The organism is Aliiroseovarius sp. F20344 (genome assembly GCF_023016155.1).
Lineage (GTDB): Bacteria > Pseudomonadota > Alphaproteobacteria > Rhodobacterales > Rhodobacteraceae > Aliiroseovarius.
In genome coordinates, this window is the sequence record NZ_JALKBG010000006.1 from 59,492 (window position 1) to 79,396 (window position 19,905).

The 19,905-nt window shown below is 55.1% G+C and carries 18 protein-coding genes and 1 tRNA gene; 8 read left to right on the forward strand and 11 right to left on the reverse strand.

Features of this window, described 5'->3' with window-relative positions:
- The first annotated feature begins 89 nt into the window (after nucleotides 1-89).
- Nucleotides 90-341 (forward strand): hypothetical protein, encoded by a 252-nt coding sequence (locus tag MWU55_RS06010; RefSeq protein ID WP_246934904.1) that lies wholly within the window; start codon nucleotides 90-92, stop codon nucleotides 339-341.
- Nucleotides 342-732: 391 nt separating this feature from the next.
- Nucleotides 733-822, forward strand: a tRNA-Ser gene (locus MWU55_RS06015).
- Between the two features lie 411 nt (nucleotides 823-1,233).
- On the opposite strand, the gene MWU55_RS06020 is transcribed toward MWU55_RS06015, so the two are convergent.
- From MWU55_RS06020 to MWU55_RS06045, 6 genes are all read right to left on the reverse strand, one after another.
- Nucleotides 1,234-2,028 carry a xanthine dehydrogenase family protein subunit M gene (locus tag MWU55_RS06020; protein WP_246934906.1) on the reverse strand — a complete coding sequence of 265 codons (795 nt, stop codon included), beginning with the start codon at nucleotides 2,026-2,028 and terminating at the stop codon, nucleotides 1,234-1,236.
- A 14-nt stretch (nucleotides 2,029-2,042) separates the two neighbouring features.
- Entirely contained in the window at nucleotides 2,043-4,388 is a 2,346-nt protein-coding gene (locus MWU55_RS06025; protein ID WP_246934907.1) for a xanthine dehydrogenase family protein molybdopterin-binding subunit, read from the reverse strand.
- 20 nt (nucleotides 4,389-4,408) lie between these two features.
- Nucleotides 4,409-4,882 carry a (2Fe-2S)-binding protein gene (locus MWU55_RS06030; protein ID WP_246934909.1) on the reverse strand — a complete coding sequence of 158 codons (474 nt, stop codon included), beginning with the start codon at nucleotides 4,880-4,882 and terminating at the stop codon, nucleotides 4,409-4,411.
- A gap of 56 nt (nucleotides 4,883-4,938) precedes the next feature.
- Entirely contained in the window at nucleotides 4,939-5,391 is a 453-nt protein-coding gene (locus MWU55_RS06035) for a carbon monoxide dehydrogenase subunit G (RefSeq protein WP_348646217.1), read from the reverse strand.
- 88 nt (nucleotides 5,392-5,479) lie between these two features.
- On the reverse strand, nucleotides 5,480-6,709 hold the full coding sequence (locus MWU55_RS06040) for a VWA domain-containing protein (protein ID WP_246934912.1): 1,230 nt from the start codon (nucleotides 6,707-6,709) through the stop codon (nucleotides 5,480-5,482).
- Nucleotides 6,710-6,712: 3 nt separating this feature from the next.
- Nucleotides 6,713-7,627: a MoxR family ATPase gene (locus tag MWU55_RS06045; protein WP_246934914.1), complete on the reverse strand. Its 915-nt coding sequence runs from the start codon at nucleotides 7,625-7,627 to the stop codon at nucleotides 6,713-6,715.
- A gap of 125 nt (nucleotides 7,628-7,752) precedes the next feature.
- Here MWU55_RS06045 and MWU55_RS06050 point away from each other — a divergent pair, with 125 nt between their 5' ends.
- Nucleotides 7,753-8,679: an XdhC family protein gene (locus tag MWU55_RS06050; RefSeq protein WP_246934916.1), complete on the forward strand. Its 927-nt coding sequence runs from the start codon at nucleotides 7,753-7,755 to the stop codon at nucleotides 8,677-8,679.
- Between the two features lie 135 nt (nucleotides 8,680-8,814).
- Here the strand turns inward: MWU55_RS06050 and MWU55_RS06055 are convergent, their stop codons facing one another.
- The 5 genes from MWU55_RS06055 to MWU55_RS06075 form a co-directional block, all read right to left on the reverse strand.
- Nucleotides 8,815-9,876 (reverse strand): glycine betaine/L-proline ABC transporter ATP-binding protein, encoded by a 1,062-nt coding sequence (locus MWU55_RS06055; protein ID WP_246934918.1) that lies wholly within the window; start codon nucleotides 9,874-9,876, stop codon nucleotides 8,815-8,817.
- A gap of 14 nt (nucleotides 9,877-9,890) precedes the next feature.
- The gene (locus MWU55_RS06060; protein WP_246934920.1) at nucleotides 9,891-10,922 is read right to left on the reverse strand and encodes an ABC transporter permease subunit; all 1,032 of its coding nucleotides are present in this window, start codon (nucleotides 10,920-10,922) and stop codon (nucleotides 9,891-9,893) included.
- A 121-nt stretch (nucleotides 10,923-11,043) separates the two neighbouring features.
- Complete coding sequence (locus tag MWU55_RS06065) at nucleotides 11,044-12,018, reverse strand: ABC transporter substrate-binding protein (protein ID WP_246934922.1); 975 nt, start codon at nucleotides 12,016-12,018, stop codon at nucleotides 11,044-11,046.
- A gap of 204 nt (nucleotides 12,019-12,222) precedes the next feature.
- A complete protein-coding gene (locus MWU55_RS06070) occupies nucleotides 12,223-13,401 on the reverse strand; it encodes a Xaa-Pro peptidase family protein (protein ID WP_246934924.1) in 1,179 nt (392 codons plus the stop codon).
- Between the two features lie 14 nt (nucleotides 13,402-13,415).
- On the reverse strand, nucleotides 13,416-14,198 hold the full coding sequence (locus MWU55_RS06075) for a GntR family transcriptional regulator (RefSeq protein ID WP_246934926.1): 783 nt from the start codon (nucleotides 14,196-14,198) through the stop codon (nucleotides 13,416-13,418).
- Nucleotides 14,199-14,339: 141 nt separating this feature from the next.
- Between MWU55_RS06075 and MWU55_RS06080 the strand changes: the two genes are divergently transcribed.
- The 5 genes from MWU55_RS06080 to MWU55_RS06100 all read left to right on the forward strand — a co-directional run bounded on the left by MWU55_RS06080 (nucleotide 14,340) and on the right by MWU55_RS06100 (nucleotide 19,827).
- A complete protein-coding gene (locus tag MWU55_RS06080) occupies nucleotides 14,340-15,209 on the forward strand; it encodes a phytanoyl-CoA dioxygenase family protein (protein WP_246934928.1) in 870 nt (289 codons plus the stop codon).
- A gap of 25 nt (nucleotides 15,210-15,234) precedes the next feature.
- Nucleotides 15,235-16,011 carry an Asp/Glu racemase gene (locus MWU55_RS06085; RefSeq protein WP_246934930.1) on the forward strand — a complete coding sequence of 259 codons (777 nt, stop codon included), beginning with the start codon at nucleotides 15,235-15,237 and terminating at the stop codon, nucleotides 16,009-16,011.
- 14 nt (nucleotides 16,012-16,025) lie between these two features.
- Nucleotides 16,026-18,443 carry an FAD-dependent oxidoreductase gene (locus tag MWU55_RS06090; RefSeq protein WP_246934932.1) on the forward strand — a complete coding sequence of 806 codons (2,418 nt, stop codon included), beginning with the start codon at nucleotides 16,026-16,028 and terminating at the stop codon, nucleotides 18,441-18,443.
- A 32-nt stretch (nucleotides 18,444-18,475) separates the two neighbouring features.
- Nucleotides 18,476-19,303 (forward strand): phytanoyl-CoA dioxygenase family protein, encoded by an 828-nt coding sequence (locus tag MWU55_RS06095; RefSeq protein ID WP_246934935.1) that lies wholly within the window; start codon nucleotides 18,476-18,478, stop codon nucleotides 19,301-19,303.
- A 152-nt stretch (nucleotides 19,304-19,455) separates the two neighbouring features.
- Nucleotides 19,456-19,827, forward strand: a complete 372-nt coding sequence (locus MWU55_RS06100) for a hypothetical protein (RefSeq protein WP_246934937.1) — start codon at nucleotides 19,456-19,458, stop codon at nucleotides 19,825-19,827.
- Nucleotides 19,828-19,905 lie beyond the last annotated feature (78 nt).

The following is a 19,905-nucleotide window of genomic DNA, read 5'->3' on the forward strand; positions in this document are numbered from 1 at the left end:
TCTTTCGGCCTTTCCATGTTTTTCTATTCTTTCCTTTACTTTCGGAGCTCCGATTTTCTCCGCCTTAGCAAAGGCTTACAGGGCACGTGATGCAGTTTTTGCAGGTCGAAATGCAGTTTTCACAGCCCCAGATGCAATTTTTGCAGCTCTGGATGCAGGTTTTACCGATTGTGATGCAGTTTTTTCAGGTGAGTTTTCCCAATCGTGTGTGCGGTGGAAATGAGGCACGTCTGCATCAGTGGCGCGAAACGTTCCGGCCCAAAAACTCGAAACACTATTCGCTGGATGGCTCGAGCCAGAAGGACTTCTATCGAGAACGAGCAGCAGCGAAGAGTGAGTAGACGTCCGCTTCGAAAGGGCAGGGAATGGAAGATGATCCTCCCCGGTCCACCACCTTCCTTCAATAGAGAGTGCAAACTCTATTTGTTGCGCGCTCTTTCGTCTTGGGTAGGGAAGTTAGGCTTTGCCTGAGTGTTTCTACAGTGTCGGTTGTGCTGGTTTGCTCGGCTGAAACTGGGAAATACACGCAGCATGACAGCGGCCAGTATTAGGTATCGCGGAAAACTGCACTCAGACTGGAAGCTGAAGAAATTGCCAAATTCTTGCCAAACACTGGTGCGTTTCAGTTCCGATTTGTGCCGAATTCCACAAGCCACTTAAAGCCGAGACTTTTTTTAAAGTAAGCTTTTTTTGGTCTTGTTTCTCAGGTTTTGCAAACATATACGGGTCGACGGAGACGTGGCCGAGTGGTCGAAGGCGCTCCCCTGCTAAGGGAGTAGGCGGGAAACCGTCTCGAGGGTTCGAATCCCTTCGTCTCCGCCACAAACCCCGAAAACATTACATTTGTCTTTTTGGCATGGGATTTACCCGCCCAACTGGATGCTATTGGTTGCGACGTCTTACGCTAAGTTGAGTTTCAACTATTAATCGAGTTTTCGAGTTCATTGTTCGACTTATCTTGAGATTAGTTAGTTTGGTTAGGAAGGCGGACCTTCGCCACAATTCGAACCGGTGACCGCAATGAGGGACCGAGTGCCATTCCGCGCAGATGTCAAATGATGGCAAACCCCAAGTCAAAAACCTTTCGGGCAAATACACCGAAGCGCGCAGCTAAACTCAATTGCGGTTCAGGCGGAATCAATGGAAGAGCAAAGCTATTTCGTTTGAACCCTCATAGGGAAAGCCCCTCCACCGAACCACTAACGCAGGTTGCGATGGAGGAGGTATTGTCGATCAACTGGCGTCAACAGCACGCTTGGCAAGAACCTTGATCAAATTTGCTCGGTAGTCAGCACTGCCATGCATGTCGGACATCAACCCGTCGCTATCAACGCTTACACCCTCCGTCGCAGCAGCTGCCCAGTTGCCCGAGAGTGCGGCCTCAAGCCCCTCATGGCGAAAAACGCCATCTTCGCCCGCGCCAGTTACCGCGACACGTGTTCCGCCCGCACCGTCGGCAACACAAACTCCGACCAGCGCAAAGAGAGAGGCTGGCTGGCGGAATTTCATATAGGCCGCTTTGGCTGGGGCTGTGACGCGCACTGCGGTGATGATTTCGCCTTCATCAAGCGCTGTGGTGAACAAACCTTCGAAGAAGTCATCGGCAGCGATCTCTCGTGTGTTGGTCACGATGGTCGCGCCCAGCGCCAATAACCCAGCAGGGTAATCCGCGGCAGGGTCGTTATTTGCGATAGAACCACCGATAGTACCTGCGTAACGTACAGCCGGATCCCCGATCCCACCCGCGAGCGACGCCAATGCAGGGCACAGACGTTGCACATCTGCATTTCCTGCGACATCCGCATGGGTGGTCGCTGCGCCGATCACAAGCGTATCACCGTCCGTCGTTACGCCTGACATGCCGTCAATCGCGCGCACATCAATCAGATCGCTGGGTGCGGCCAAGTGCTGTTTCATCGTGGCGAGAAGTGTCTGCCCACCGGCCAGAAGTTTGGCATCCTCACCAGCCGCAAGGGCTGCTAAAACGTCATCGATGCTCGCGGCTTTGGTATATTTTGTCGGATACATAGCTTAATCCTCCCTTATTTCGCTGCCTGGATGGCGTTCCAGACCGCCTGCGGGGTTGCTGGCATCGCCAGATCGTTAGTGCCGATGGCATCGGTGATGGCATTGATAACTGCCGGAGGGGCGCCGATTGCCCCCGCCTCGCCACAGCCTTTAACCCCTAACGGGTTGTTCGGGCTTGGTGAATCCTCGTGATGGCTGATCGAATAGGATGGCACATCAGCGGCACGCGGCATTGCGTAATCCATGTAAGACCCGTTCAGTAGCTGGCCATCATCATCGTAAACGACTTGCTCCAGCATTGCCTGACCGATGCCCTGTGTGACACCGCCATGCACCTGACCTTCGACAATCATCGGGTTGATGATGGTTCCGAAGTCATCGGCTGAGGTGAAGTTGACGATTTCAGTTTCACCCGTTTCGGGGTCCACTTCGACCTCGCAGATGAATGCGCCCGACGGGAAGGAGAAGTTCACGGGATCAAAGAATGCGGTTTCTTTCAAGCCCGGCTCCATGTCGTCAGGAAGGTTGTGAGCAACATAGGCCGCCAATCCGACCTCGTGCCATGCCATGGATTTGTCGGTCCCGGCCACTTTCACTTCGCCGCCTTCGATGACGATATCGTCTTCCGAAGCTTCCAGCGTATGCGCTGCGATCTTCTTCACCTTGGCTTCGACCTTATCCATTGCCTTGACGACGGCGGACATCCCAACCGGGCCGGAGCGGGAGCCATAGGTCCCCATCCCAAACTGCACTTTGTCGGTGTCGCCATGCACGATCGAGACGTTTTCGACAGGCAGGTCAAAACGGTCAGCAACAATCTGGGCGAAGGTCGTTTCATGCCCCTGTCCGTGGCTATGGCTTCCGGTCAGGATCTCAATCGAGCCTACGGGGTTCACCCGTACCTCGGCACTTTCCCAAAGACCCACGCCCGCGCCCAGTGAACCTGCCGCTTTGGAGGGAGCAAGGCCGCAGGCCTCGATAAAGGTTGAGTATCCGAGCCCACGCAGCTTTCCGCGTTTCGCAGCTTCTGCCTTACGCGCCGCAAACCCGGACACATCCGCCGAGTCCTGCGCCATTTGCAGGATCTTCGGAAAGTCGCCTGCATCATACTGCATTAGCACCGGTGTCTGGTGCGGGAACTCCTGCACAAAGTTGCGTCGCCGAAGCTCTGCCGGGTCCATGCCCATTTCGCGCGCTGCGGTTTCCATCATCCGTTCGACCAGATAGGTCGCTTCGGGCCGTCCAGCCCCACGATACGCATCAACAGGAACTGTGTTGGTGTAATAGGTGCGCACGTTGCAGTGGATGTTCTGGATGTTGTACTGGCCTGACATCAGCGGGGCATACAAATACGTCGGCACAGAGCTTGAGAAGAGCGACATATACGCGCCGATATTGGCAAGCGTGTCGATCTTAAACCCGGTTATTTTACCGTCCGCGTCAAATCCCATATGTGCGGTCGTCACGTGGTCACGGCCATGCGCATCGGTCAGGAAGGCCTCGGACCGGTCTGAGGTCCACTTGATCGACCGGTTGGTCTTCATCGATGCCCACAGGCAGGTGATTTCTTCGGGGTAGATGTAGATCTTCGCCCCAAAGCCACCGCCCACATCAGGTGCGATCACCCGCAGCTTGTGTTCTGGGGCGACGTTGTAGAAAGCCGACAAGACAAGCCGGGCCACATGCGGGTTTTGGCTGGTGGTGTAGAGCGTATAGTGCTCTTCTGCGTCGTCATAGGTCGCAATCGCACTACGCGGCTCCATGGGGTTCGGCGACAGGCGATTGTTGGTGATGTTCAGCGTTGTGACGTGGGCGGCATTTGCCAACCCGGCATCTGTCGCTGCCTCATCCCCAAGCTCCCAATCATAGATCTGGTTGCCTGGAGCGTTATCGTGAATTTGCGGCGCGCCATCTGCCATCGCGGCTTCAATATGGGCTGCGACCGGTAGTTCCTCGTAGTCGACTTCGACCGCTTCGGCAGCGATCCGGGCGAGCGCCTGGGTTTCAGCAATCACGACCGCCACCGCGTCCCCAACATAGCGCACCTTTTCGGTTGCCAAGGCAGACCATGCGCCCATGTTCATCGGGCTGCCATCTTTCGATGTAATCGCCCAACCGCAGATGATGTTTCCGATGCCGTCACCCGTTAGTTGCTGACCGTTCAACACATCAATCACACCGTCCATGGCCATAGCTGCAGAGGTATCAATCCCCTTCACCTTCGCATGTGCATAGGGGCTGCGCACGAAGGCGGCATAGGCCTGATTGTCGTTGCGAATATCGTCTGTGTATTTGCCTTTTCCGGTTGTGAAACGCTTGTCTTCCTTGCGTTTGACCGGGGCTCCAATTCCATCTTTCATGTTCTTGTCCTCCGGTTCATTCACATTTTCGAGGCGGCGTCTTCGACCGACTTCACGATGTTATGGTATCCTGTGCAGCGGCAGATATTGCCCTCCAGCTCGTCACGGATTGCGTCCGAGGTCAGCTCCTTACCCTCGGCCTTGTAACGGTTCACCATGTCGACGCTGGTCATGATCATGCCGGGGGTGCAAAAGCCGCACTGCAGGCCGTGATTGTCATTGAAGGCCTGCTGCATCGGATGCAGATCACCCCCATTGGCTAGGCCTTCGATGGTTGTGACATCCGCACCTTCCAGCGCGACGGCAAGGGTCGAGCAAGACTTGATCGCCTTTCCGTCCACATGAACCACACAGGCACCACACTGACTTGTGTCACACCCGACATGGGTGCCGGTCAGGCGCAGGTTTTCACGCAGGAATTCCGACAAAAGCGTTTCGTCCGGGACGTCCCCGCTGACGGCTTTGCCGTTCACTGTCATGTTGATGTTGGTCATGTGATCCTCCCTATAAGGACGGGTCTTGATGCCCGTGTATTCAATGACCGTCGGGATCAATCTCCCGGCGGATCTGTTCCAGTTAGATGATTGTGAAAATTATCGAAAAACTTGGTGGCGAGCTTTTTTGCCGTCGCATCAATCAAACGACTGCCAAGGCGGGCGAGTTTGCCGCCGACCTGAGCCTTGGCCATAAACTCCAGCACGGTTTCGTCGCCATCCTCGGTCAGAACGACGTCTGCTGCGCCTTTGGCGAAACCCGCGACACCGCCCTGTCCCTCGCCTTGGATGGTATAACTGGCGGGTGCTTCGATATTCAGAAGTTCAATCGCGCCATCGAACTTGGCCTTCACCGGTCCGATTTTTTGCACGACCTTCGCAGTCATCGTGTTGGGCGAGGTCTGTTCGATCTCTTCGCAGCCGGGAATGCAAAGCTTAAGCACATCGACATCGTTCAAAGCCGCCCAAACGGCTTCTCGAGGTGCCCCGATGCGATAGCTGCCAGTCATCTCCATGACGGGTGGCGGAATTTAGAAATGTGCATGACAACCGATAATAGATACCGAACGATTCTTAGCAAGAAATTTTAGTTTCCGATCAATGCACTTGCAGCAAATCTTGGTAGCGTTTCTTGTCGCCACTTGTCGCAAAAGCCTCGCCCAGATCAGCAAGGCTGTTCAGAGAGTGGCACCCATGAAAGCTGTCCACGATCGGCAGCAACGTACGAATGCCAGCAGCCTTTGGAGAGAATTCATCATACCGCAAAAGCGGGTTAAGCCAGACCAGCCGATGGCAAGATCGCGCCAAGCGCGTGGCCTCGGCTCTCAGCAAATCAGTTTCGCCTCGTTCCAACCCATCAGTGATCAAAAGCACGACAGCGCCTTGCCCAAGCACGCGCCGCGACCAGTCGCGATTGAACCGAAAAAGCGCTTCACCAATCCGGGTGCCGCCTTGCCAATCCGGCGCATGGCGTCCCAATGCTTCAAGCGCTTGGTCGACATCCCTATGTGCCAAAGCCCGGCTTACATTGGTAAGCCGCGTGCCAAATGTGAAACCGTGCACTTGTCCCCAATCCGACGTGGGCGACCATTTCAAAGCGTGAAGAAAATGCATCATCATGCGAGAATAAGACGACATCGAACCCGAGATATCGCAGATCGCAACAAGATTGGGTGGTCGGTGTTTTGGAACCTTCAGCGACAGCTGATCAATCTCGCCGCCTTTGCGCAGTGAGCGACGCAAAACGGCGCGGGTGTCTGGGCGTCTACCGATTTTTGACGGTTTAAATCGCCGGGTCATCAACGGTGAAACAGGCAACGAAAGAGTGCGGATCAGTTTGGCCGCCTCGGCCTGTTCGTCGACGCTCATCTGTTCAAAATCTTGGTTTCGAAGAACCTCGTTTTGCGACCAGCTCAGTTGTGCATCTACCTCGATCTCTTCGCGCTCAGGCTGGTCCTGAGGTTCGGACGCTCCATCCCACAGCGCCTCTGCTGCGCGTTTCTGGGCGGCCTTAGGTGAATTCTCTTCCTGCGCCATTACCTGCATCAAGGGTAGCATCGAGCGCACCATGCGTTCCAGAAACTCCGGGTCACGCCAGAACATCTGAAACACCTGGTGAAAGACTTCCAAGTGCTCTGGGCGTGACACCAGTGTCGCGCGCAACGCGTAGTAGTAGTCTTCTCGCTGTGTAAACCCGGCAGCGGCGACCGCCGATATCGCGCTTTTCACCTGAGAGGTGCCGACCTTCAGGCCAGCCTTTCGCAACGCACGCACGAAATGGACGATGTTCTCAACAAGCCGACCTTCCGTTTCGTGCAAAGCCTGCATTGATTACGACGCCTGCGCCAGCTGTTGACGTGCTTCGTTTAAGATACGCGTCGCCTCGGAACCGGCGATCTTGGCGATATCATCTTGGTACTTCAACAGCGCACCCAAAGTCTCGGACACCACTTCCGGCGATAGGGCGACGGCGTCCAGCGCGATCAGACAACGTGCCCAGTCGATGGTCTCAGCCACGCCGGGGTTCTTGAACAGATCTTCGCCGCGCAGCGCCTGAACAAAGGTGACGATCTCTTTCGACAAGGTCGCTGCACAATCGGGTACGCGCGCATGAAGGATGGCCAGTTCACGTTCAAACGCGGGGTAGTCGACCCAGTGATACAGGCAGCGTCGTTTGAGTGCATCATGCACTTCGCGGGTTCTGTTCGAGGTTAGGATGACGACAGGCGGTTCTTCGGCCTTAACTGTCCCAACCTCTGGGATGGTCACCTGAAAGTCGGACAACGCTTCCAAAAGGAACGCCTCAAACGGCTCATCCGTCCGGTCCACCTCATCTATCAATAAGATCGGGGGACCCTCGGCATGCGGCTCCATTGCCTGCAAAAGCGGACGCTTGATCATATAGTCTTGCGAAAAAAGTTCGGTCTGCAATTCTTCCCGACTGGCCCCACCTGATGCCTCGGCCGTGCGAATGGCGATCATCTGGGCTGCGAAGTTCCATTCATAAATCGCCGAAGCTGCGTCGAGCCCTTCGTAGCATTGCAGACGGATAAGCTGCCGACCAAGCATCGCAGCAAGCGCTTTGGCAATTTCGGTTTTGCCGACGCCAGCCTCACCTTCTAAAAACAGTGGCTTGCCCAGTTTCAGTGACAGATAAACCACCGTCCCCAGATCGCGCCCGCAGACATAGCCTTCGTCAGACAAGCCTGCGAGTGTGTCATCAATGCTCGCTGGAATGCCAACCATGTCACCACCTCTTCAAGAGAATTCGCCTCATTTAAGCACTGGTGCACATGCCTGTCACGCGGGAAACGCTTGCGGTGTGTCCGCTGTGCCTTATGCTCGCAAGTTGCTGAATAAGATGAGGTCCCATGGCTGTTCCTACCCTTGATGCAAGCTCGGTGATTGAACCGATCCGACAATTGGCTGCGTCCGATCAGCCGGGTGTATTGGCGATTATCACCAACATCGAAGGCCCATCCTATCGGCCGCTGGGTGCGATGATGGCAGTGTTTGGCGATAAGACACGGGTGGGAACACTTTCTTCTGGATGCGTCGAAGAGGACATCGCTTTGCACGCCATGGACGCGTTGACGACGGGTCAACAAAGAACCGTTCTCTACGGTCTTGGCTCGCCTTACAAAGACATCCAGCTTCCTTGTGGTGGCGGGCTAGAGATCACATTGATCCCACGACCTGATAAGGCTGTGCTTGATACAATCTGCGATCGCCATTCCAACAGACAAACAACGACGCTTTCGGTAGATCTTGGAACGGGCGCGATATTGATCACCGAAGGCGTCGCGACCGGGCGCGACGCGGATAGGTTCAATATCTGCATCGAACCTGAGCTGTTCTTCTATGTGTTCGGCAAAGGACCCGAAGCCACCACGTTTGCAGGACTTGTCCAATCCGCAGGCTACCCAAACTTGCTGCTGTCCCCTGATGCCGAGACATTGACCATTGCAACGCAAGCGGGTTGCGAAACGCGCCATCTGATCTCGGCCCACTTCCCAGATGACCTGCACCCCGATGCCCATTCTGCCATCCTGCTTTTCTTTCACGATCACGAATGGGAGCCCCCCATTCTACGCCAATCCATTCAATCAGAGGCGTTCTTCATCGGGGCACAAGGCAGCAAACGCGCGGCCGAGATGCGCAAGCTTGAGTTGGAAGCGCTCGGCGTATCGCAGGCTGATCTGGAACAGATAAAAGGTCCAATTGGGCTGATCCCATCCGTTCGGGACGCGCGCCGCCTTGCAGTAAGCGTGCTGGCGGATGTGCTGAACGAAAGATGATAACTGCGACTAGAGGTCTTTTATATAGACCGACAACTACAGTCTCGCATGTGGTCCGCCGTCTGCAAAACTAGATCGTCTTCGTCGTCTAGGTCTGAATGCCACTGGAGGGGCCAAAAGCCCCTCCAGTGCATTTTAGTATTGTCGTGCGCCCGCTTCTGACGCGACACGGGGCACCAAGGCCCGGACAAGGCTGGTCATTTCCAGCGTCCCGACGGGCTTGCCATCGCGGGTGACGACGTAAGCGTGCGAGGTATCTCCACCTGACTGCGCGATCATGCTTTCCAGCGTATCATCATAGTCAACTTCGCCATGGGCGTCTGGCGGCACCACGTCGCCTTCCAAAGGTGTCATGATCGACCTAACACGCAAAACCCGTGCGCGATTGATGTCGCTGACAAAGTCTTCGATGTATGGATCGTTCGGGTTCAGTAGGATGTGCTGCGGCTCGCCTTGTTGCACGACATAGCCGTCCTTCAGGATGACCAAGTGATCGGCCAGTTTAAGCGCCTCATCAAGATCGTGGGTAATGAAGATGATCGTCTTGTGCAGCTCTTTCTGAAGCTCCAGCAACAGGTCCTGCATGTCGGTGCGGATCAACGGGTCAAGCGCCGAGAACGCTTCATCCATCAGCATGATTGGCGAGTTCGAGGTCAGCGCCCGGGCAATGCCCACACGTTGCTGCATGCCACCGGAAAGCTGGTGCGGATAGTGCCCGCCATATCCGTGCAGCCCCACCCGATCGAGCCATTTGTCGGCTTCTGGCAAGTACTCGCTTTTAGGCACCCCGCGCACCGCTAACGTGGTTCCTGCGTTCTCAGCCACGGTCCGGTGGGGCAGTAGGGCAAACTTCTGGAACACCATCGACATGGTTTCGCGCCGCATTTTGCGCAGCTGTTCTTCGTCGTAGGAAAGGACATCTTCGCCATCGACTTCGACCTGCCCGGCAGTGGGTTCGATCAGGCGGTTCAGGTGACGGATCAGGGTCGACTTACCGGACCCCGACAGCCCCATTATCACGGTGATCTCGCCTTCCTGCATATCGACATTGATGTCTTTCAGGCCCAGAACATGGCCGTGTTCTTTCAGAAGATCAGCCTTAGAGGTTCCGTCATAAACGTGTTTCAGTGCGCTTTCTGGGTCGGCACCGAAGATCTTGTACAGGTTACGGATCGAGACTTTGATTTTATTGGTCATTTGTTCGTTCCCGATCAGTGTTTCTGCGAAGCGTTGACACGGTCAAGTGCAGCTTTGGTCACGCGGTCAAGGATGATCGCCAAAAGGACAATCCCAAGACCGGACACAAGCCCCACACCCAGTTCAAGGTTGCGAATGCCGCGAAGCACAAGCACACCAAGCCCCGGCGCCGAGACCAGAGATGCAATTACAACCATCGCAAGGCTCATCATGATAGTCTGGTTCACACCGGCCATAATGTTGGGAAGGGCAAGCGGGATTTGCACGTTAAATAGCTTTTGCCTGTCCGTCATTCCGAAGCTGTCCGCGGCCTCGATCACTTCTTTGTCCACCAGACGGATACCCAGATCGGTCAGGCGGATGACCGGCACGATGGCGTAGAGAATAATGGCGATGCCATAGAGCTTTGGTTCCGTAACAGAGAACAAGAAGATCAGCGGAATTAGATAGACGAAAGACGGAAGCGTCTGGAGCATATCTAACACCGGGATTGTCATTCTTTGAAGCCGGTCATTTCGTGACATGGCAATGCCTATGGGCACCCCTATTAAAACGCAAAGGAACGCACAGACGAAGATGATCGCGAGCGTTTGCATCGCGTGGTCATAGTGATCGACGAAGGCAAGAAACATCAGGCAGGCCACAACAAAACCGACCAGCTTAATGGACTTGGAGGCGTAGTATACGACTAGCCCAAGGATTGGGATCATGATCCACCATGGTGTGGCTTCGAAAGTCGCGAGCGCGAAATCCAACATCCAGCTTAGCGGTTGAGTGACCGGGTCCAAGATAAAACGCAATGCGTCCTTGGCAGACAAAAATGCATTCTCAACGCCCTTGGTCACATCCCGAGACTGAGCGAATGATCCGCATGCCGCGTTAAGCTCGTCAAGCGATGGGAATGGAACATCCAGCATCGAAGTTTCTTCTTTGGCCCCCGCTTGTGCCAGCAGTTCCGCCATCGAGAGCGGAGCATCCGAAGCCCCGCTGCTATCGCACCATTCGCGCAGGCCAAGCCCGTCAAACAGGAAGTCGTAAGTCGCCATGATACACTGCCCCTTCCGCCGTGTATGACACGAGCCAGACTCGTCTCATGTAAATTGAAAAATCACCTTTAGATGTCGCCAGACCAACGATGCGGCCCGGCGACACCATGTGATTGCAGTGTTACTTGATCAACGCGGCAAGCTTCTCGCGTGCGCTGTCGTTGACCCAACCCGACCAGATGTCCGAGTTGTTGGTGATGAAGTAAACAGCTGCCTCTTCGGTCGAAGCTCCATTTTCGTCGGCCCAAGCAAGAACGCTATTCAGCACGTCAATGTTGAAGCTGACATTCGACATCAGCGCGTCGATTTCGGGCTCGCGTTCAGCCAATGCCGAGGTCGCAACAGTCAACACAGGTGCAGGTGGGAAATCGGATACGCCAGGAGCGTCATTGTCCGCTTGAGCGTTCGCTTTGTGGACGGCTTCGTCAATCGGACCAATTTCGATTTTGGTCATTGGGTATTTGCCAAGCACAGCAGTCGGCGCCCAGTAGTATCCAAACCAAGGCTGCTTATCGTCATAAGCGGCGGCAATCGAGGTCGCCAGTGTCTCACCCGATCCGTGGTCAAAGATTTCCATCTTATCACGCATGCCCAAAGCGGTAATGATGTTGTCGTTCACGATCCGGCAGCCCCAGCCGACCGGACAGTTGTTGAAACGACCGCCCACAAGATCAGGATTTGCCATGATGTCTTGAACAGTCTTTAGCTCAGGATGTGCTTCAGCCAAGTATGATGGGATCCACCAACCTTCTACGCCACCGGGATCGAACACGGGGGTTAGCTCTTTGACTTTGCCTTCTTCCTTCAGCTTCGCATAGGCTTCGCCGGTCGAGTTTAGCCAAAGCTCGGTCACGATGTCAGGCTCTTGGTTCTCTGACAGAGATGCAACGGCGGTCACGGTTGCAGATGGAACCAATTCAACTGTGCACCCATAGCCTTGCTCCATCAGGAACTTGGACACGTGTGTAATGATCTGGGATGAAGGCCAGTTCATCTCGGTGATCGATACTTCACCGCAATCAGCATAGGCTGCCGAGCCAGTTGACATTACGGCAACTGCCGCCATGCCTTTCACATTTTTCAGAAACTTAATCATATTTTTCTCCCGTTGGTGGTCTTTTCACGCCTTTTTCCCTGATTTTGCGGGTTGCTTGGCGCATTGACGCGTTACAAAGCTAGACACCTACCTGCTTCACAGCAATTAGAATTAACTGCATCTAGCTTCAAAAAAATTGAAATCACGATATGTGAATTCATCGCCCGTATTATATTCTTCCTCCTGATATCTCTGGTTCACAACTCAAAGAATGACTGGCAGCTCGCGTGCTGCCCGTTCCGTTAGCAAGGTTGATCCTTGCGCGCCGACGACGATGTTTTCTTCGTGTACCATCATGTGTCCATTTCCGTATGACAGTGATGGCTCGATCGTCAGCACCATGTTTTCAACAAGGACTGTTTCGTCAAACGCAGCGTGCGAAGGTTGCTCGGTCAGCTGCATTCCCAGCCCATGGCCAAGCCGCCCGATATCGCCGCCAGAGCTGTCTATTTCGGAAATGACCGCCGACATCGCCATGAACAGATCGCGACATGTATTGCCGGGCTTCGCGGCCTCTATTCCGGCCTGCGTTGCCCGCCATAAAACGTCATAAGCACGTTTCGCATCATCGCTGGCATGGCCGATGGCCCAGTTTCGATCAAAGTCGCAGAAATAGCCATCCCATGTGCAACCCGTATCCAGCATAAGCACATCACCGCCGTGCAGAGGACGCTGCGACGGGGGCGAAATCACATCGGCATATCCACCTTGATCTGCCGCGCCGACCACATAGGGCGCATCATCCGCCCCCAAGCCAATCGCGGCAAGACGGAACCGACGGAAAACCTCTTCCAGTGGCAGACCTTCATAGATCAGCTCGGGCACTTTGCCAAATGCGGTCGAACCTATCCCGCAAATATAGCCAAGCTTTTCGATCTCGGCGTCGGATTTGACCATGCGCAGACTCTGCACAAGGCCCGTTGCATCGCCCACATGTAGACCCGGCAGCGCCGCCATCAACCGCTCCCAATCGCCCAAGGGCATCCTGAGCAGTGTCTCGTGGCCCTTCATCACTCCGATCTTCTCACCGGTTTCAGAAAGTGGCGCCAACAGCTCAGTTAAAAGGCTGATCCCGTCGTCTTCCGGCGTCGGCGCGCTCCATGTCCGGATATCGTCAAGCCAGCTACGGCGCATCAGTTCGGCGCCGATCTCGGGGATCACAGCGACCGGCTTGCCTCTTGCCGGTACAAACACAAACCATGGCCGCGTCGGGCTTTGCCAAAAGAGCGTGTGAAACCCGGTGAAATACCGCACCTCTTGTTCGCTCATCAGCAACAGGCCAGCGAGGCCCGTTTCGGCCATTTGCGCCTGCGCCTTGGCGGTGCGTCGACGAAACTCATCATCCGCAAAACCGCGCTCTGGAGCTGTGTTGAAATCCTTCATGCCAGTTCCGCCTCTCAAGCCTTGCCTTGATCTTGCCGGGACACAATCGCATGCGCTGAAAACTCGGCCATTTCACCGCGCCAGACCTGACGTCCGAAACAAAACGGAGTTCCCTTGTCATCGCGGATAACCTGTTCCAGCTCGATCACTGTGTGGCTGGAAGCGATGTTCAGTAGCTGTGCCTCGAATGCCTGCACGCCACGCATTCGGATCACGATATCGCCAGTGTTTGCCAACGTATTATAACTCTTCTCAAGGATCTGCGTCGTAGATTGCCGTAAATTACGGTTCAGAAATCCTGGGAAGCGTTCGGCGATCAGATACTCGGTTTCGATGAAAATCGGATGTTTTCCAGAATGAAAAAGCCGAGTGTATTCGAACACGCCGCACCCTTCGGGCTGCTCAAGTAGTGAAGCAAGACGTGTATCGGCAAAACTCTCGGCTGTTTCGACGACTTCAATCTCCAGATCAACTTCGCTCGCTTGGGCGGTTGTTACAAAGCTGACCATATTGCTGACGTTGTAATTAAGCCGTTTGGGCGACACAAAGCGACCACGCCTGTCAGCGTTATAGACAAGCCCTTCGGTTTCCAACGCTTCAAGGGCGCGTCGGCCAGTCATACGACTGACCCCATATTGCTCTGAAAGGCTGCGTTCCGAGGGCAGAATGTCATGCACGGTCAGATCACCCCGATGGATCTGGTCGCGAATTTCGTTGGCAATCTGAAGAAAACGCGGACCGACTGAAGACCCTACCTTACCGTCCTGTTTGCTTCGCCTATCTAGCAAAATCTGCATCCTCGAATCATGCCGTGTTTGGCAGCGTATTTGGTATATACCAAACCAATCAAGGTATTTCTTTTTGTTGACACGCAGCGATCCGGTCTCGTTAACTGATACCGTTCATCTGGTATATACCAGTATCAGGAGGGATTCGAAATGGGCTTGTTAACACAAGAACAAAAAGACACGTTTTGGCGTGACGGCGTGCTGGTTGTTGAAAATGCGGTTACTGTAGACGAGCTGATGGCGCTGAGAACAGAGTTTTCCAGCTGGGTAGAAGAAAGCCGCGCCCATGATGGAGATTATGGCGAAACGCTGGATGGCCGTCCGCGGTTTGACCTACAGCCGGGCCACAGCGCCGAGACTCCGGGCCTGCGTCGCGTGCAATCCCCGGAAGAAGTCTCCGAGGTATTTGCCAAAACCATGCGCACGGCCAATACCGTCGATTTCTGCGCCGAGCTTATTGGCCCCGGCATCCGCTTTCACCACGGTAAGGTAAACTCCAAACTGCCCGGCACCGCGACGCAAGTGAAGTGGCATCAGGATTTCCCGTTTGAACCTATGACAAACGATGACATGATTACGGCCTTGTTGTTCATCGACGACGTAACACTCGAAAACGGTCCGCTTGAAGTGCTTCCCGGAACCCACAAGGGTCCGATCCATTCGCACTGGCATGACGGTGTATTTACTGGTGCCGTTGACGACGCGATCATAGAAGCGCAACACGACAAAATCGTGAAGTGCACGGGCAAGGCTGGATCCGTCTGCCTGATGCATGCCAATCTGCTGCATGGTTCGGCCCCCAACCTGTCGGATCAATCGCGTACGCTGTACATCACCACTTACTACGCGGAAGATGCGATTGAGCTCAGCCCAAACCACCTGCCCAGCACTTTGACCCATGAACTGGTGCGCGGCGAAGCCAGCGGGCGCGTGCGCTGCACTCCATACGAAATGGAGCTGCCCGCCGTTCCCAAGGCGACATCCTTCTTTGCGCAACAAGAAGGGGCAGACATGGGCTGAGGCCCTGTCCGATGGAACCCAAGCCATGAGCACAGACGATCACATCGAAACGCTAGAGTTCAAGACCGATGACGGGCTTGGCGCACGTGCGTGCCTTGGACTGATCGTGTTGCAAACCGACCAGACCATCGAGCATGAGTTCTCCACCGTTTTCGAACAAGTCAGCGACGTGGCGCTTTACAAAGCGCGCATTCCCAATGCAATGGATGTCTCGCCCGCCACGCTGCGCCAAATGGCGCTGGACTTGCCTCGCACTGCAGCGTTGCTACCACCAAGTTTTGATTTCGACGTGATCGGCTATGCCTGTACGTCAGGAGCAACGATGATCGGCGAAGATCAGGTGGACGCCCTTATTCGCGAGATACACCCGGAGGCCAAAACAACCAACCCAATCACCGCGGTAAAAACCGCTCTTGGGACACTGGGGCTAGAGCGCATCGCGCTGGTCACACCCTATCCAGTCGATGTTACTTTGGAAATGCAGGACAACCTGCGGCGCGCCGGATTTCAGACCAACGCGGTGGCCTCGTTCAATCAATCCGACGATTTCACGGTGGCGCGGATCACCTCTGACAGCATTCTGAATGCTGTTCTGCGTATTGGCGCGCGCGATGATATCGATGGCGTGTTCGTCTCGTGCACCAGTCTTCGCGCCCTGCAAGTGATCGCCAAGGCAGAAGACTTGCTCGGCAAGCCCGTTATCTCCTCTAATCAAGCCCTTGCATGGCACATGATGCGGCGCGCCGGAGTGTCTGACATTCCCTCAAACGCTGGGCACCTTTTCAGCACCAACATTTCATAGAACAGGACCAATTCATGGCCAATACTCTTCCCTCCCACGCGCAGGTCGTGATCATCGGTGGCGGCATTCACGGCTGTTCCGTGGCGTACCACCTTGCAAAGGCAGGTTGGAAAGACGTGGTCCTACTTGAGCGGAAAACGCTGACCAGCGGAACAACTTGGCACGCGGCGGGGTTGGTTGGACAGTTGCAGGGCAGCCATTCGACAACCGCCTTCGCCAGTTATGGCGTCGAGCTTTTGCAGGAAATCGAGGCCGAGACCGGTCAGAACCCGGGCTTCCGCCAATCCGGGTCTATTTCAATCGCGGTTAACGAAGAACGACTGGCCGAGTTGAAACGCAAAGCGGATTTCGCATCGCTGTTTGGTGTCGAAGCGCATTATATGGAAACGGCTGAAATCGCCGAGCGTTGGCCCCTGATGAACGCCGAAGGGGTCTTGGGTGGCATCCATATGCCGTCGGACGGTTCGGCCAATCCAATCGACTTAACTCAAGCGCTGGCCAAGGGTGCCCGTATGCACGGCGCCAGTATTCGCGAAAACATCAAGGTTGAAGAAGTTTTGACGGCAGGTGGCAAAGTCACCGGGGTCCGCACCGATCAGGGCACGATCACTGCCGATGTTGTGGTCAATTGCGGTGGTATGTGGGCGCGTGAACTGGGCCGCCAGAACGGTGTGGGCGTACCGCTCCATGCCTGCGAGCACTATTACCTCGTGACCGAACCCATTCCGGACCTGCCGTCTGACCTACCGGTGCTGCGGTCCTATTGCGATGGCACCTATTGGAAGGAAGACGCCGGCAAACTGCTGTTTGGTTTCGCACATTTTCACGCCAAGGCTTGGGCAAAGGATGGCATTCCCGACAGCTTTGAGTTCGACAGCCTACCGTTCGTCGAAGACGATGTGATGGAAGTATTGGAACTTAGCATGAATCGGGTGCCAATCCTGCAAGAAACCGGCATCCGCACATTCTTTAACGGGCCAGAAAGCTATTCGCACGACGGTCGCTTTACGCTTGGCGAAGCGCCGGACCTCAAGGGCTATTACGTGCTCGCCGGAGTCAATTCGACCGGTATTCAATCTGGTCCCGGCGCGGGCAAGGCGCTTGCCGATTGGATCATGGCGGGCCACCCACCGATGGACCTTGCCGAGATGGACCCCGCCCGCATCGAGGACTGGCAGGCGCGCGATCCCTACCTGCAAAAACGCTGCCCTGAAACGCTGGTGCTGACTTACGCGATGCATTGGCCCGGTCGTCAACGCGAGGCCGCGCGTAACCTGCGCCGCACACCGTTTTATCACCCGATGAAAGCACGCGGTGCTGTCTATGCCGAGGCGCAGGGCTGGGAGCGCCCCGGCTGGTTTGCCCCAGATGGCGTTGAGCCGAAGTACGACTATTCCTTCCACCGCCCCAGCTGGTTCGAACACGCGCAAGCAGAGCAGATAGCTGCACGCGAAGGCGTAGCGATGATCGACTATTCGATGCTTGGAAAGCTGATGGTCGAAGGTCGAGACGCCGAAACCTTTCTGCAACGGGTATGTGCCAACGACATGGCCATGCCCGTCGGACGCGTGGCCTATTCACTGATGCTCAATGAACGTGGTGGTATTGAAAGCGATGTAACGGTGGCGCGTCACAGCGAAGACAGCTTTATGGTGATGAGTTCTATCTCTCACACCCGCCGTGATCGGGACCACCTGACGCGCCACATCCAGCCCAATGAGGATGTCCGCCTGCGCGATGCGACGTCCTCTTACGGCGTGCTTTCTATTGCAGGGCCAAAAGCGCGTGATCTTCTGTCTGCGGTGACGGATATCGATCTGTCGGACGCGGCCTTCCCGTTCAACAGCTTCCAGTATTTCCACATCGGTCACGCACCGATCTTTGCGCAGCAGCTGTCCTACACCGGCGAACACGGCTGGGAGATTTTCATCACCCCAGACTTCGCAGAGCATGTGTTTGAAGTGCTCATGGAGGCAGGTGAACCTCTTGGCCTAAGGCTCGTTGGTGGCGAGGCGCTTAACGCGTTGCGCATCGAAAAAGGGTTTCTACACTGGGGGCACGACATGTCCTACACCGAAGCGCCGCACCAGGTCGGCCTTGGGTTCACCTGCAAACCAAACAAGGCGATCCCTTTCATTGGGCGTGACGCGTATCTCAGCCGCAAGGCCGAGGGTAAAGGCCCGTTCCTTTGCCACATCAAGCTCACCGAAACCGAGCCGCTGCTGCACCACAACGAGCCGGTCCTGCGCGACGGAAACGTCGTTGGCTTTGTCACAAGTGGGGCATTTGCCTACGCACAAGATACCTCTGTCGGGTTGTGCTTTGTCTCGACATCCGAAGGCAGAGCGTCGCTGCTAAGCGGTGAGTATTCGGTCATGGTGGAAGGCAGGGCAATCCCCGCCCAGCTGAGCCTAAAGCCCTTCTTGGCGTAATCTCACGGCAAATAAGGGAAAGGGCAAAGAGCATGGGAAAGAAACTGACTGACGCGCAAATCGAAGCATTTCACCGTGACGGATTTGTATCCCCAATCGATGTCTTTAGCGAAGAAGAGGCGCTTCGACTGCGCAACGCGCTGGAATCCGCAGAACGGAAATGGCCTGAGGCCTTTCAGGGTGCGGCGCGTAACAATGCTCACCTGAACATCACCTGTCTGGATGAAATTGCCCACAACTCGAACCTCGTTGACGCAATTGAAGACCTGATCGGGCCGAACATTCTGAATTACGGCACAGTCATCTTCATCAAAGAACCCAAGGATCCGGGCTTTGTCAGCTGGCATCAGGATGCGCGCTATATGGGGCTTGAACCGCATGTCGGAGTGACAGCATGGGTGGCGCTCTCAACCGCCGATGATGAAAGCGGCTGTATGCAGATGATTCCGGGCAGCCAACATGAGATCAGAGATCACAATGACACTTATGGCGAGCAGAACATCCTCACCCGCGGGCAGGAGGTTCCCGATGTCGACGAAAGCAAAGCCGTCTCGACACCTTTGCGCCCGGGTCAGATGTCAATCCACAGCGCGCAAGTGATCCACAGCTCGCAGCCCAACCGCAGCAATGACCGCCGTATCGGTTTCGTCATTCAGTCCTACATACCACCACATGTGCGCCAAACCGTAATGGAAACCGGCGCCCAATTGGTGCGCGGCACTGACACCGAGGGAAACTTCAAACCTCTGTCGCGCCCTAAAACGGACATGCACCCGGAAGACCTGGCAGCAAAAGAATGGGTCAATGAAGTTTGGGCTGAGATTTTGTATCAGGGCGCTACGAGGCGACGGGACTATTAACTATCGGTTGCACCGGAATAGCTAGCGGAACAGGTGTCGCCCGACCTTGGCCAATACTGTATCATTCCATTTGAAACAATGCGCGCACAATAGAAATGCGCTATCTGAACTTCGGCGATTGAACGCTAAAAAGCGGATTGGCTGCCTTCTCCATGGCGCGCGTTGCTTTTCGCCAACTCGACCATACCGCAGCATCTGTCGGAATTGGGCTCAGAGCTGTCCTTCGCGGCAACAACCTCGAATGTCCGAAATGGGCCCGAAGCGGGCTTCACGCAACGGGTAAAATCCGCTTTGTGTATTTCCTCGGCCACCAACACAGAGCAATACGAATTTCGACAAAATGCAGTAAAACTGAATATATTGCACCGTTCACCATGCATTTCACCAACCCATCATTTAGTTCATTTCCGTCAACCTTAATGCAATTAAATCAACTGGCCGGACAAACTCATCTCGCCTATGGCATGCGGAAGGGCAGCGGTTCGACCCTGTTAGGTTCCACCAAATCTCTTTCCCAATTTTGATAATGGTTTGAAGTGGTTAAGCGGCACTCGTTTACCAATCGCATACTTTGTCACCAATTTGCCTGAATTCCTGCTGCA

What these genes read in the sequence shown, in the direction of transcription:
- MWU55_RS06010 (WP_246934904.1), top strand. Translation starts at nt 90, where the DNA reads ATGCAGTTTTTGCAGGTCGAAATGCAGTTTTCACAGCCCCAGATGCAA.
- MWU55_RS06020 (WP_246934906.1), bottom strand. Translation starts at nt 2,028, where the DNA reads ATGTATCCGACAAAATATACCAAAGCCGCGAGCATCGATGACGTTTTA.
- MWU55_RS06025 (WP_246934907.1), bottom strand. Translation starts at nt 4,388, where the DNA reads ATGAAAGATGGAATTGGAGCCCCGGTCAAACGCAAGGAAGACAAGCGT.
- MWU55_RS06030 (WP_246934909.1), bottom strand. Translation starts at nt 4,882, where the DNA reads ATGACCAACATCAACATGACAGTGAACGGCAAAGCCGTCAGCGGGGAC.
- MWU55_RS06035 (WP_348646217.1), bottom strand. Translation starts at nt 5,391, where the DNA reads ATGACTGGCAGCTATCGCATCGGGGCACCTCGAGAAGCCGTTTGGGCG.
- MWU55_RS06040 (WP_246934912.1), bottom strand. Translation starts at nt 6,709, where the DNA reads ATGCAGGCTTTGCACGAAACGGAAGGTCGGCTTGTTGAGAACATCGTC.
- MWU55_RS06045 (WP_246934914.1), bottom strand. Translation starts at nt 7,627, where the DNA reads ATGGTTGGCATTCCAGCGAGCATTGATGACACACTCGCAGGCTTGTCT.
- MWU55_RS06050 (WP_246934916.1), top strand. Translation starts at nt 7,753, where the DNA reads ATGGCTGTTCCTACCCTTGATGCAAGCTCGGTGATTGAACCGATCCGA.
- MWU55_RS06055 (WP_246934918.1), bottom strand. Translation starts at nt 9,876, where the DNA reads ATGACCAATAAAATCAAAGTCTCGATCCGTAACCTGTACAAGATCTTC.
- MWU55_RS06060 (WP_246934920.1), bottom strand. Translation starts at nt 10,922, where the DNA reads ATGGCGACTTACGACTTCCTGTTTGACGGGCTTGGCCTGCGCGAATGG.
- MWU55_RS06065 (WP_246934922.1), bottom strand. Translation starts at nt 12,018, where the DNA reads ATGATTAAGTTTCTGAAAAATGTGAAAGGCATGGCGGCAGTTGCCGTA.
- MWU55_RS06070 (WP_246934924.1), bottom strand. Translation starts at nt 13,401, where the DNA reads ATGAAGGATTTCAACACAGCTCCAGAGCGCGGTTTTGCGGATGATGAG.
- MWU55_RS06075 (WP_246934926.1), bottom strand. Translation starts at nt 14,198, where the DNA reads ATGCAGATTTTGCTAGATAGGCGAAGCAAACAGGACGGTAAGGTAGGG.
- MWU55_RS06080 (WP_246934928.1), top strand. Translation starts at nt 14,340, where the DNA reads ATGGGCTTGTTAACACAAGAACAAAAAGACACGTTTTGGCGTGACGGC.
- MWU55_RS06085 (WP_246934930.1), top strand. Translation starts at nt 15,235, where the DNA reads ATGAGCACAGACGATCACATCGAAACGCTAGAGTTCAAGACCGATGAC.
- MWU55_RS06090 (WP_246934932.1), top strand. Translation starts at nt 16,026, where the DNA reads ATGGCCAATACTCTTCCCTCCCACGCGCAGGTCGTGATCATCGGTGGC.
- MWU55_RS06095 (WP_246934935.1), top strand. Translation starts at nt 18,476, where the DNA reads ATGGGAAAGAAACTGACTGACGCGCAAATCGAAGCATTTCACCGTGAC.
- MWU55_RS06100 (WP_246934937.1), top strand. Translation starts at nt 19,456, where the DNA reads ATGGCGCGCGTTGCTTTTCGCCAACTCGACCATACCGCAGCATCTGTC.